We start from the raw sequence: 12305 nt of genomic DNA, 5'->3' as shown, positions 1-12305 counted from the left end.
GTTCAGGTTCCCGATGCATGGCATGCCGCATTTCGATGACGGCTTCGCGCTCTTCTGGCGACAGTAGATCGTTGGTCAGCATTGTCGTGTTATGCTCCTCACTTCATCCTTCAAGGTCGGCGGGTTATCCAAACCTGATAATCAAAGTTTGACAGCTGCCCAGGGTGGCAGCATGCTCGTTCGAGATCCGCGCGTCAGACACTGCAGCCTGCTATCCGTGTGGTACGAGATCTATGGGCAAAGGGCTGGCTAGCCGACCGCCGCCATAAGGAGCGCTGCGTTATTTGCGGCGTCATATACAGGCAATCGGGTGGCCCTTCGTATTCGAGACGAGACCCTTACAAATATTGTACACTCACAAAGGACAGCCCCAATAGTCTCCCACTGACGGAGACGGGCGATGATGTCATCCGTATCCGCCAAGACTTTGTCTACATTTATCTTGCCTCTCTCGGCCCACATGTAGGAGTAGGTCGCCGTGCCTTCGAGCCCTTCGACAATCAATCGCGATCGCTGCGTGATACCTAGCGTATCCATAATGCCGGCATCCATGCATCGTGAATCCGCAGTGAGTACCGCGATTTTCTTGTTTGCAGCCACACTGGACAACAGCGTGGGAAGTAGAAGAAGGCTCGACGTCGATACTGGCACGGGTACGGCTGCCGCAATTGCATGCTGATATCGCACTGTAAAGCCGCAGTCACATGTGATTGCACGAGCCCCTTCCTCTACAAGCTCTTGCGCTGCCTTTACATAAGCACTCTCACAAGCAGCGTCCCCCAAGACAACATTGCTGGCCCAAGCTCCAGGGACTTGCTTCCATACTGGTGCGGATTCGTAGCGGCGTGGGTCGGCAATACCTAGGCCGAAGTCAGGGTTCTGACCAGTATAGTCGCCATCGTTCGATAGGCACAAAACACCCAGGGTCGTCACTTGCACCTCCTTCGAATAGATCTGTTAATATTGCGTTTGAAGGTTGCCGGTCGGCGACGCCCGTACCCTCTAACCCATTCCAAGCATCATGGCTCAGCTACGTGCCGTCATGGGTAGTCCCCAATGATGGAGGTCAGCAGAAGAGCTTTCGTTCCATTGTCGTTAGGCGTTTCCCGCCATCGGGTGTAACGACGACCGTTTCGCTAAACGGCAGGCCCTTTGCAGAGGTGTACATGTGGAAGACTTGGTTTTCCTCCAGCTGCCAGTTGCTGTCTCCAAGGAAGATGCGAGTGAAATCACTGGTGCGAGGAGAACACTTGAGGCCGAGCGTATAACCGGTGATACCGGTGTAGCTGTCGCGCAGTCCAGCCGCCAAGGTCCCCTCGCGAACAACCCGGTCGACATCCTTTGCATTTGCGCCAGGCCTCATGGTGCGGAATTGTTCGTCTTGAATCCGTATCAACGTTTCAGCTGCCCGGATTTGCTCATCCGTCGGCGCACCGATTGCTTTGGGGCGCATCAATCGCGCGGTGTAGCCGCGAAAGTGGGGGACTGGTTCCACAAACACGATGTCCCCCTCCTCCAACACGCGGTCGCTGAGTGAGGCGTGAAACGATGTCGAAGGTCCAGACGAGATGACGGCGACCTGCGCATTATCCGCGCCGTTGCGCCACGCTTCACTGGTCATGGCTGCGAAAACCTCACGCTCCTTTACTCCAGGCAGAGCTATTTCGAAGGCGGCAGCGGCTGCGCGGTCGCAGATCTCGGCGGCCACCTTGAGGCAGGCAAGTTCAAGCGGGGATTTGACCAGCCGCATTTCCCATATGAAACGTGAGAAATCAACGAACTTGGCACTTGGTAGCAGGGCCTCGAGCTCCAATGCTCGGTTTACGGTAAGGAAATGGCTGTCGCGTTCAACGCCGACGACAGAGCTCCCAAAACCGCGGCTATTGATCGTCTCTGCCAYGACCTCGATCGGATTTTCATTATCGGCAAACGCCACGCATTCACTGAACCGACTCGCCTCGCTAAAGCACGGAGCATCGAGGCCCCGGATGACTGCGACCGGCTCTTGGTCAATCGGAATAAGCAAGGCTTGGTACATGGCCGCAGTCGACCAGAAACCGCTGAAATACGCCCTATGTTCGGATTGGTCCACGATAAGTAGGTCAATCCGCCGATCAGCCATGATGCTACGCAATGCCGCGAGGCGAGAGCGGAATTCCTCGATGGAAAAGAGCGGCGGGAAGAGTGGAGGCTGTGTCATCAAACTATTCCTATGTATACTCATAGCCTGACGTAGGGGCTGAATTTCAAATGACCCGAATACCGGAACCCTGTGTCAGACTTTGAGATTTGTTCTTATTCTACAGCTCTCGTTAGGCGATCCTGCTCGCTGCGTGGGCACGCACTGCTTCTCCGAATGCGCGAAAAATGCGCGCCGATGTTTCGTCGGATTTCACCCAATATTCAGGATGCCACTGGACGCCGACCGCGAAGCCCCGTGCATTCCGCACCGACACCGCCTCCACAGCTCCATCCTCGGCAACAGCCTCGACCTCGAGCTGGGTTCCCAGGCGATCGATCGCTTGGCGGTGCAGCGAATTTACCGTGACGCTTTCAGAACCAAGCATCCTGGAAAGGCAGCTACCGGGCTTGACGATCAGCGCTTGGCGGATGGCAAACTGTTCATCACGGCTTTCACTCGGGGGCGCTCGATGATCAAGTGCGGCGGGCCGATCCTGGATTTCGGTTGCCAGCGTGCCACCGAACGCCACATTCATCTCCTGCAGTCCTCGACAGATGGCTAGCAAAGGAACTCCTTGGTCGATTGCCTTTCTGATCAAAGGCAGCGTCGTTGAATCCCGCGCTGTGTCATAAGGACCATTCGCTTCATGCGCATCGCCGCCATAAAGCGCGGGATGCACGTTCGATCCTGAACCCGTTATCATCACGCCATCGACAGCGCCAAAGAGCTGGTCAAAGTCGAGCCGGTCACCAAATGAAGGCACCACCACAGGAAACACCCCGGCCCCTGCGACCGCCGCCTCAAGATACTGTTGGGGCGCCGCGTGCCAAAGATAGTTATGCAATTCCCGAACATCCGCCGAGACCGCAACAAGCGGCTGGCTCGGCTGCGACGCGCGACTCTGTGGCGAGACCACAAATGAATCAGCCGTTGCGGCTCTGCCCTGCGACATTTTGGTGACCCTTCATTCTTTGAGTGTCTTACGGAGACGCGGCTCCAAGCTTCACCGGCTTGATCGTAGGGTGCTGTGCTTCTCGTCGCGCGGCGTTGGCTTGATGCACTACTCACCCCTCGATAATTCCAATGCCGTCTTCGATGGCGATCTCAGTTCCAAATGGCTTCGACAGGGTCCGCAGGCGCTCCAGAATTCGGCTTGCTTGCTGGCCGACAGCGAGTCGGGGGACGCCGCGATTGGCAAATCTGCGAGCATGTCCAAGCTCGATGGGATAGAGCCGCAATTCGGCAAGTCGGTTATCCTGAAACCGGCTCACGGCAACAATGCTCTCGTAGAACACCGGATCTGAAAATCCCGGATCGGTCTCGTATCCTTGTGCCATCTCTGCCAACGTCACCTCGGCATCGGTGTTGGTCCGTGGGTCCTTGCCGTAAGCCGCGAACATGTCGGCGCCGACGGGCGTGCGCAGGTCGTCCATGATGAAGTTGCCCACGCTGTAGAGGATCGGCCTGCCCTTATAGATCTCGATGCCTCTCAGTTGATGCGGCCCGTGCACGATGTATGCGTCAGCTCCGGCATCAATCATTTGATGCGCAAGGGATTGCTCATGGTCGGGCGGTTGCTGGCTCCAATTGCCAGGCTCATGCCCATGGTTGGTCACGATGCAGAAATCGGCGAACTGCTTGCCCTGGCGCGCGTTGCGCAGAATATCGGCGACATCGCTCGGATTGGGCTGGTAGCTGTAGCCGGCCTGGTCGCCCGCCTTGTACGTCGCTCCAGCCAGCGTGAGGCGATTTGGATCGTCATGGCCGGACCGATAATTGGGCAGCGCATCGCGGACTTGCCGCAAGTTCTCCAGCATCGCGGCAGGGACAACGATGCTTTCTTCCAGACGAAGGGGATTGAGGCCGGGTCGGCCAGGCGCCTCGCCGGCAGGATCGCACGCACGAGACATAGGCGTAAACGTTGAGGCAAACGATACCAACGCCACGCGGCCTCGCGATGTCTCCAGGAAACGGGCGGCACTGGCTTGCGCGAGATTTTCGCCAACGCCAGCGTAAACGATCCCGTTCTGATTGAGTGCCCGGCACGTCTCGCGCATGCCCTCAACACCCCACTCGAAGGTGTGGTTGTTGGCGTAGCTCACCAGGTTGAAGCCCATGGCCTTCAGATCAGGTCCGAGCTCTGGCAGGCTGACGTGATAGGCGCCGCCGTGCTCGGCTTGCGGACTTCCGTCGAACGATCGGATGTCAAGGATGTTGGTTTCCATGTTGCCGAAGGTGACATCGGCATTACGAAGAACCTCGAGAACCTCGCTCAAGCCGGGATGATGACCCTTTGTGAGCGCCCGCGTCACAATCAGATCACCGACTGCCACCAGCGTGAAGCCGTCCACTACGCTGGTAGCGGTCGATCCGATTAGGTCATACCCGCCATCTGGATGACCATCGTGCTCGTGGGAATGTTCTTCCATTGGCCCTTTTTTCTCTTCTTTCTAGCGGATGTGGAATGGATACCCGGTGCCCGTGTCAGTCCCAGGCTATTGAGACGTTAGACCCGTATGGTCTCTTTCATGACCGCAGCACTGAGCAGAGACTTGGCATCCAAGGTCGGCGGAACCGACATGCCCGTAGCCGGCGCGCGCACATGACAGGCCACAACCCGCCCGTCTGCCATCGGCACCAACGGCGGCACTTCGAGGCGGCAGCGCTCGACCGCAAGCGGGCAACGTGGGTGAAACGCACATCCGCTCGGCGGGTTGATGGGGCTCGGCACCTCGCCCTCGATGGGCACCTCCAGCCGCGCCCGCATCGGATCCGGCACAGGTGCTGCCGCGATCAGCGCTTCGGAATAGGGATGGATGGGCTTGGCGAACAACGCCTCGCACGTAGCCAGTTCCACGATCCGCCCCAGATACATGACGGCGACGCGGTGGCCGATGTGCTCCACGACACCGAGATCATGCGAGATGAAGACGAAGGCGATGCCCAGCTGCTGCTGCAGATCCATGAGCAGGTTCAGGATCTGTGCCTGCACGGAAACATCGAGCGCTGACACGGCCTCGTCGGCGATGATGAGCGACGGCTTAAGGGCCAGTGCCCGCGCGATGCCGAGCCGCTGTCGCTGACCACCCGACAACTCGGACGGAAACCTGTCCTTCATCTGCGGCGACATCCCCACCTTCTGGAGAAGCTCCGCGGCAAGCGCATTGCGCTGCTTACGGCTGAGCCGCTCGAAATTCTCGACAGGCTCGGTGATGATCTGTCCGGCGGTCAGACGCGGGTTCAGTGACGAGTAAGGATCCTGAAACACCATCTGCATGCGACGGCGATACGCGCGAAGCTCATGCTTCTTAAGATCGGCAATGTCGGTCCCGTCGATCAGGACACGTCCAACCGTTGGATCCGTCAGTCGCATCAAGAGCCGGGCAACCGTGGATTTGCCGCAGCCGGATTCGCCAACGATGCAAAGTGTCTCTCCTGTCTCGACGGAAAAGGACACATCCTCCACAGCCCGCACCACTGGAATTGTCTTCTTGAGCAATCCCGCCCCGATCGGATAATGCTTGGTCAGGTTCTCGACTTTCAGCAAAGGACCGTTCATGCGCCCATCACCTCTTCGGCGCGCCAGCATGCGGCGGCGTGATTTGCCCCGACATCACGAAAGACGGGTGCCTTTTCGCGGCAAATATCGATCGCGAACGGGCAGCGCGGTGCAAAGCTGCAGCCGACAATAGGCTCGCGCAGGTTTGGCACGATGCCTGGAATTTCCGGAAGGCGGTGCTGGCGACCTCGCCGCGGATCGGGCACCGAGCGCATGAGGCCCTGAGTGTAGGGGTGCGCGGGACGCGCAAACAGATCGATGACGTTGGCTTGTTCTATGATCCGGCCAGCATACATGACGATGACGCGCTGGCACGTCTCGGCGACGACGCCCAGGTCATGCGTGATGAACATCACGGCCGTTCCCATGCGCTCCTTCAGGTCGACGACCAGCCGCAGGATCTGCGCCTGGATGGTGACGTCGAGCGCCGTCGTCGGCTCGTCGGCAATCAACAGTTCCGGGGAGCAGGCCAGGGCCATGGCGATCATGGCGCGCTGGCGCATGCCGCCCGACATTTCATGGGGGTAGTTATTGACGCGGCGCGCGGGGTCCGCGATGCGGACGAGACACAGCATCTCTTCTGCCTTTGCCATAGCCACCGAGCGGGACGCTTTCGTGTGGATTTGCACCGCCTCGGCAATCTGGCGGCCGACCGTATAGACCGGGTTCAGGCTGGTCATCGGCTCCTGGAAGATCATGGCGATCTGATCGCCGCGGACCTTTCGCATCTCGCGATCGGACAGCTCAAGCAAGTCGCGTCCGTGAAAGCGGATCTCGCCGCCGACGGTCCTGGCGCCCAACTTCGGCAGCAGCCGAAGAATAGAAAGGGCGGTGACGCTCTTCCCGCATCCGGATTCGCCGACGATGCCAAGCGTCTCGCCTTTCTTGACCTGGAAGCTGATGCCACCGAGCGCACGGGTGACGCTGTCTTCGCCGTAAAAGTGCGTCTCGAGATTTCGAACGTCGAGAAGCACGTCAGTGCCAGCGGTTTGATGCATCTGCATGTCAGCGCCTCCGCCTGGCGCGGGGATCAAACAGGTCACGCAGGCCGTCGCCGAGCAGGTTGACGGCAAGGACGGTGACGGCGAGGCAGACACCGGGGGCGAAGATCGTCAACGGGGCGATGGCGAGATACAGGCGCGAACTGGCGATCATGTTTCCCCAGCTCGGAATCTCCGGCGGCACGCCCACGCCAAGGAAGCTCAGCCCCGCCTCTGTCATGATTGCGCTGGCACAGACGGTAGCGCCTTGGACCATGAGTGGCGGAATGGTGCTTGGCAGGATATGCCGCCACAGCACCTTGGGCAGGCGCGCGCCACCGCAAAGCGCGGCCTCCACATAGGGACGGTCGCGAACACCCAGAACCACCGAACGAACCAGCCGCGCCACGGCTGGCGTCTCGGGGATCGCAATGGCGACGATCAGGATGCCGATTCCGGGGCCTGTCAGAGAAATGAGGGCAATCGCCAGCAGAATCGTCGGGATCGACATCAGGCCGTCCATGACCCGCATGACGACGTTGTCGAAACTGCGGCTGTAGCCGGCGATGACACCGATCAGAAGCCCGGCCATGGCAGCGAGCGCTGCCGATAACAGCCCCACCAGAAGAGAAATCCGGGCGCCGAAGATCGTTCGGGCAAACACGTCCCGGCCCAGATTATCGCTCCCGAACCACAGTTCGGCGGAAGGTTGCTGAAGGCGCTTGAACGGATCCATGTTCACGGGATCGCCTGCAAAAAACGGGGCAGTGAGGGCCAGGACGATCAAGATCGCCAGCAGGCCGCCGCCGAGCAGGACCAGGGGGTACCGCCTTGCGAACCGGATCGAGCCGGATACTCGCGACGGGGAAGTTGGCTTGGTCTCAGCTGTTGCGGAGGAGAGCGTCACAATTAATACCGGATGCGCGGATCGATCAGCGTGTAGGCGAGATCGACCGTGAGGTTGATAAGGACGTAAAGGCCCGAAGTCAGGATGAGCACACTCTGGATGATCGGATAGTCGCGATTGTTGATCGCATCGACGACCAGCCGACCAATGCCCGGTATGTTAAACACCGTCTCCGTGAGGACAACGCCGCCGATCATATAAGCAAAGCTTATGCCGATGACGGTCAGGATCGGCACGCCGGCATTCTTCAAGGCATGGTGGAAAAGCATGGCATAGGACGAAGCACCCTTGGCAGCGGCCGTTCGCATAAAGTCTTCCGACAGAACCTCAAGCATGCTCGCCCGCGTGACGCGGGCGATGAAGGCAATGAAGCCGAGGCCCAGGGCCACGGTAGGCAAGATCAGGTGTACAAACCAAGATCCGAGGCCCTGGTCCATCGGGACGTATCCCTGAACCGGCAACCAGTGTGTCCGAATGGCGAAGAAGTAGATCAGAAAATAGCCGATGACGAACACCGGCACGGAATAGCTGAACGCCGAAAAGGCAGTGAGGATGCGGTCGATGAGACCGCCGGCACGCGCCGCGGCGAGAATGCCGAAGGAAACTCCAACCGTCACCGAAAGGATCATCGTCAGGAGCGACAGGGACAGGGTCGGCTCCAGCCGCTGCGAGATAAGCTCGAGGACCGGTCGTCCGGCAAAGATTGAGTTGCCGAAATCGCCACCAAGCATGTTCCATACCCAGTGCACGAACTGAACCGCCAGAGGATCATTCAATCCCAGTTGCTGTCGGATGCCAGCGATCATCTCCGCGGTGGCCGACCTTCCAGCGATAACCGTAGCAGGGTCTCCGGGCGCGAGCCTGAGAAGTAGGAACACAAAGACTCCGACCATCGCCATGACGGCGATGGTCGACAGCATTCTGCGAAGGATGTAGGTGACCAACAGCCTCAGACCTTCTTCATGTTCCACATCGGGCGATATTCTCCCTGAGTGCTAACCAGATCGGTGAGGGCCTTGCGGTGTGCGCTCGGCGACAGCGCTTGACACAGGAACACCGTTCCTACGAAGTCCCACCAAACGCGCTGCATCTCGCGGGCCAATTCTTTGCGCTCTTCCAGCGTTCCGATATCGGCCCATTTGGCACGGAGAGCCTCAAACTCGTCACTCTTCGGCCAACCGTACCAAGCCTTTTCGCCATTCGCGAGAAAGAAGGACGAACCGATCGGGTTGCCGAGACTGAAATCAGATTGAGTTGTTATGAAGATGCTCCAGCCCCCGCTCTCTACGGGTCCTTTATTCCCCCGGCGCGCGGACAGCTCGCTCCAGGTCATTGGCGCAAGCTCGGCATTCACCCCGATCTTTTGGAGGGAGGCTGCCAGAAACTGTGACGCATTATTGCCCTCCGGCCAATCTGTCGGCGTGAGAATGAGGACCTTCTCGCCAGCGTATCCTGCCTCTTGGAAAAGCTGTTTGGCCTTTTCCGGGTTGCCACCCTTCTTATACCATCCCGTATTCTCATCGTTCGAATAGGCGGTTTTAGAACCAAACAGCGAAGTAATGGTGCCCCCGTATTGTGGATCGGAAGAGATGACCTTGAGGAACGCCTCTTGGTCGATTAGATTCAGCAGCGCCTGGCGGGCCTTGACGTTGTCGAACGGCTTCTGCAGGAAGTTAATCCGCGCGTAATAGTCCTGACCCGATTTTGCTAGAACTTGGAGCTCAAGGTTGGGGTCGGCCGCGATTGCTGGGTATAGGTCAGCAGGCGGCTGCAGCAGGAAATCGGTCTCCTCTGCTTGCAGAGCTGCTACCGAGGTCTGCGGATCCGTTATGTTGTCCCAGATGACACGATCAACGTTTACCACCTTCCCACCGGCATATTCACTCGCCGGCTCCTGGCGAGGTACGTAGTGTTCGTTGCGGTCGTAGGTTACGCTTGAGCCAGGCTTGGTAAGAGCCGCATTGAACTTGAACGGCCCGGAGCCGATATTGGCGGTCACTTGCTCGGTCGCAGGACGTTTCGCGTCCTGCTCGCGCATGATAAAGAGAGGGCGCCCCGCCGTGTTGGCCAAAAGCTCAACGACCAGCCCAAACGGCTCCTTGAGTGCTATGGCGAAAGTCCTAGCGTCTTTCTTCGAGATGTCTGCAGCCCGCTCCAACAGCAGTTGTCCAGACGGATCTACCTCGCCCCAACGGCGGATCGAAGCCACACAGTCGTCTGCCGTGACCGGTGTGCCGTCGTGCCAACTCAGCCCATCCCGCAGTTCGAATGTGTAGGTCTTCTTGTCGTCGGACACCGTCCACTTACCCACCATCTGCGGCTTCGCCTCGAGGTTGGAATTTAACGCGAACAGGGTGTCGTAGATCGCCAAACCGTGAAACTGCGTAATGTCAGATGTCGTAAAAACAGGGTCGAAGACTTGAAGGTCACCCATCACCATCCGAACGGTACGCGCTGCCGTCGTTTGCGCGCGCAGGAACGATGGCATTGAGATCGTTACCCCAGCGGCCACACCGATTTTCATGAGCTCGCGTCGAGACGTTTTCATATTTGAGTTCCCTTGTTTGTTTTATGTTGCGGCCAATCCCACTGATATGCGTCGTTCCTGGAGTCGCATGCACAGCTCCTAGCCAACGAGCCAAACCTAGCATGCGATGGGGTGCTTCTTTCTGCGTTTTGAGGATCCACTGCGCCGCTTTCCGGCAGCGACGCCCGCTATGTACTCGCAGCATGGAGTAACACTCTTGTTTGCTTGATCTTGTTCCCAGGCGCCCAGTGAAACAGAGGCCATTGATACAAAAGCGTCATCAGCGCGCTATTCAAAGAGGATACGGGCAGGATCGCCAAGGCCGCCGCGGCCGGCCTTCGACCACTCAGTATGACGAGCCCTCGCCGCTCTTCAGGTCATGCCGCTCTGTGCCTTTCAGAGGTGGATTGAACACGCTGACCAAGACGAGATCAGCATGTTTGCCGCCGCGAAGGTAGTGCTTGTCGTGTTCATTCAGGACATAAATATCGCCGGCCTTTATGGGATAGACGGCGCCGCTCATGTCTTCGACTTCGCCTTCACCGGAAATGCAGTAGCAGGCCTCCAAGTGATTTCTGTAATGGAGCAGGGATTCCGTACCGGCCGCCACGACGGTGTGGCAAACAGCAAATCCCATCCCGTCGGCCTCGACCAGCAGGCGATAGCTTTTCCCATTGCCCCAATCGACATCCTGTGCCGTTCCCTGAATCTCATTGACCGATCGGACAAACATGTTTCCACCTGTAAGGACATCTACAATCTAACGACGCCATAACTTGCGCTTTGGAACAGAACAATGCACGATTGCGGCGCCGTGAACAAACGTTCGTTTCTAATAGATATGAAAGGCACGCTTACAGATGCAACTGCCCCCACTCAACACGCTGAGAGCGTTTGAGGCCGCGGCTCGGCTGGCGAGCATGACTGGTGCAAGCCGCGAGATTAATGTGACGCATTCGGCGGTCAGTCAGCAGATCAGGCAATTAGAGGATTGGCTCGGGCAACGGCTGTTCAAGCGTGTCGGACGTGGTATCGCCCTCACCTCTGCCGGCGAGGAGTTCTACGAGGCAGTGTCGACTGCCCTAAGCGTTATCTCGGCCTCGACCCGGCGGGTAAAGCGCACGCTCGGCAGAAGTCCGCTGTCTGTCGGCTGCATCCCCTCAATTGCTGCGCGCTGGCTCGTGCCGGCTGTTCAGGACTTCCTGATTATGCATCCGGACATAGATATGCGCGTTGAATATGCCCATTCACAGGAAGCTTTCGATCCCGACAAGCACGATGTCTTGATCACCCTTAGCCGCGCAAACAACGAGGCTTGTCGGTCCGTCAGGCTATTCTCGCGTATGAACAAGCCCGTGGCGAGCGCCCACTATTTGATACAGAAGCCCCAGATTCTGCGCAGCAATGGATTGGAAGACGCGGACCTCCTCCACGATGGAAGCTTGGATGGTTGGGCGGAGTGGTTCGAGAAGGCAGGAATAAAGCGAGTGGAACCGCTACGCGGGCCGATTTATCAGGATTTCAACCTTTTGGCGGGCGCAATCATGGCTGGCCACGGCGTAGCACTTTGTCCAATCCAGGTGTTCCGACAGGAAATAACCCGAGGCGACCTTGTCGTTCTGTCGGATATCGCGACGCTTGAAGATCAAAGTTACTACCTGTTGCGTGCCCTTGATGCGGACCGATCGGTAGACGCGTTCACTGACTGGTTCATGCAAGTCTGTACCAATTGATGGAGGTTCAGGACCTCAAGAGTTACGTCGTTGGTGTGATTTCAGACAATCGGATGTATCGGCGGCGTGAAACACGAGCGACTCTGCCAGTTGCGAAAGCGTCTGGATGCTGTGACGGACCTGCTTGTGCTCTGACAAATGATCGATGCCTTCATCCTGGTCGGTTCAAGTTTGCTGAACGGAGGGGTGCCTCGAAGCACCCGTTATAGCAGCCTTCGACATATGCAAAGGCTGCCGGCAAACCATGAAGGAAAACATCGTTATAGTGCCCTCAGGCGCATCGCAGACGGCCCCCCATACCCCTTCCGACGATGCGGTGAATTCCGGCTCTCGCTCCCAGGTGATAAGGCTTGATCCGTCAGGCGCCTCAAAAAGCGCCCTGCCGATCCGTCAGGCGCCTCAAAAAGCGCCCTGCCG

Annotated in this window: 10 protein-coding genes; 1 reads left to right on the top strand and 9 read right to left on the bottom strand. The window is 58.3% G+C overall.

The annotated features are described in order from the left end of the window. Positions 1–1066 precede the first annotated feature (1066 nt). The 9 genes from AC1DXN_RS30605 to AC1DXN_RS30565 all read right to left on the bottom strand — a co-directional run bounded on the left by AC1DXN_RS30605 (position 1067) and on the right by AC1DXN_RS30565 (position 10888). Complete coding sequence (locus tag AC1DXN_RS30605; protein WP_477421800.1) at positions 1067–2200, bottom strand: M24 family metallopeptidase; 1134 nt, start codon at positions 2198–2200, stop codon at positions 1067–1069. Between the two features lie 112 nt (positions 2201–2312). Further along, complete coding sequence (locus tag AC1DXN_RS30600) at positions 2313–3134, bottom strand: gamma-glutamyl-gamma-aminobutyrate hydrolase family protein (RefSeq protein ID WP_477278398.1); 822 nt, start codon at positions 3132–3134, stop codon at positions 2313–2315. A 112-nt stretch (positions 3135–3246) separates the two neighbouring features. Further along, a complete protein-coding gene (locus tag AC1DXN_RS30595; protein WP_477278400.1) occupies positions 3247–4611 on the bottom strand; it encodes a CapA family protein in 1365 nt (454 codons plus the stop codon). 77 nt (positions 4612–4688) lie between these two features. Next, positions 4689–5741: an ABC transporter ATP-binding protein gene (locus AC1DXN_RS30590; protein ID WP_477278402.1), complete on the bottom strand. Its 1053-nt coding sequence runs from the start codon at positions 5739–5741 to the stop codon at positions 4689–4691. Further along, positions 5738–6745: an ABC transporter ATP-binding protein gene (locus AC1DXN_RS30585; RefSeq protein ID WP_477278404.1), complete on the bottom strand. Its 1008-nt coding sequence runs from the start codon at positions 6743–6745 to the stop codon at positions 5738–5740. Before AC1DXN_RS30585 ends, AC1DXN_RS30590 begins: the two co-directional genes overlap by 4 nt. Position 6746: 1 nt before the next feature. Further along, complete coding sequence (locus AC1DXN_RS30580) at positions 6747–7628, bottom strand: ABC transporter permease (RefSeq protein ID WP_477278406.1); 882 nt, start codon at positions 7626–7628, stop codon at positions 6747–6749. A 2-nt stretch (positions 7629–7630) separates the two neighbouring features. Further along, positions 7631–8572 (bottom strand): ABC transporter permease, encoded by a 942-nt coding sequence (locus AC1DXN_RS30575; RefSeq protein WP_477278408.1) that lies wholly within the window; start codon positions 8570–8572, stop codon positions 7631–7633. A 5-nt stretch (positions 8573–8577) separates the two neighbouring features. Beyond that, a complete protein-coding gene (locus AC1DXN_RS30570; protein ID WP_477278410.1) occupies positions 8578–10176 on the bottom strand; it encodes an ABC transporter substrate-binding protein in 1599 nt (532 codons plus the stop codon). A gap of 325 nt (positions 10177–10501) precedes the next feature. Next, positions 10502–10888, bottom strand: a complete 387-nt coding sequence (locus tag AC1DXN_RS30565) for an ectoine synthase (RefSeq protein ID WP_477278412.1) — start codon at positions 10886–10888, stop codon at positions 10502–10504. Positions 10889–11015: 127 nt separating this feature from the next. Here AC1DXN_RS30565 and AC1DXN_RS30560 point away from each other — a divergent pair, with 127 nt between their 5' ends. Then, positions 11016–11888: a LysR substrate-binding domain-containing protein gene (locus tag AC1DXN_RS30560; protein WP_477278414.1), complete on the top strand. Its 873-nt coding sequence runs from the start codon at positions 11016–11018 to the stop codon at positions 11886–11888. Positions 11889–12305 lie beyond the last annotated feature (417 nt).

The organism is Mesorhizobium sp. P2_H9, assembly GCF_056403215.1.
Note: the sequence above shows the minus strand (reverse complement) of the source record. Positions and strands in the feature narration are given on the sequence as shown.

What these genes read in the sequence shown, in the direction of transcription:
- AC1DXN_RS30600 (WP_477278398.1), bottom strand. Translation starts at nt 3,134, where the DNA reads ATGTCGCAGGGCAGAGCCGCAACGGCTGATTCATTTGTGGTCTCGCCA.
- AC1DXN_RS30595 (WP_477278400.1), bottom strand. Translation starts at nt 4,611, where the DNA reads ATGGAAGAACATTCCCACGAGCACGATGGTCATCCAGATGGCGGGTAT.
- AC1DXN_RS30590 (WP_477278402.1), bottom strand. Translation starts at nt 5,741, where the DNA reads ATGAACGGTCCTTTGCTGAAAGTCGAGAACCTGACCAAGCATTATCCG.
- AC1DXN_RS30585 (WP_477278404.1), bottom strand. Translation starts at nt 6,745, where the DNA reads ATGCAGATGCATCAAACCGCTGGCACTGACGTGCTTCTCGACGTTCGA.
- AC1DXN_RS30570 (WP_477278410.1), bottom strand. Translation starts at nt 10,176, where the DNA reads ATGAAAACGTCTCGACGCGAGCTCATGAAAATCGGTGTGGCCGCTGGG.
- AC1DXN_RS30565 (WP_477278412.1), bottom strand. Translation starts at nt 10,888, where the DNA reads ATGTTTGTCCGATCGGTCAATGAGATTCAGGGAACGGCACAGGATGTC.
- AC1DXN_RS30560 (WP_477278414.1), top strand. Translation starts at nt 11,016, where the DNA reads ATGCAACTGCCCCCACTCAACACGCTGAGAGCGTTTGAGGCCGCGGCT.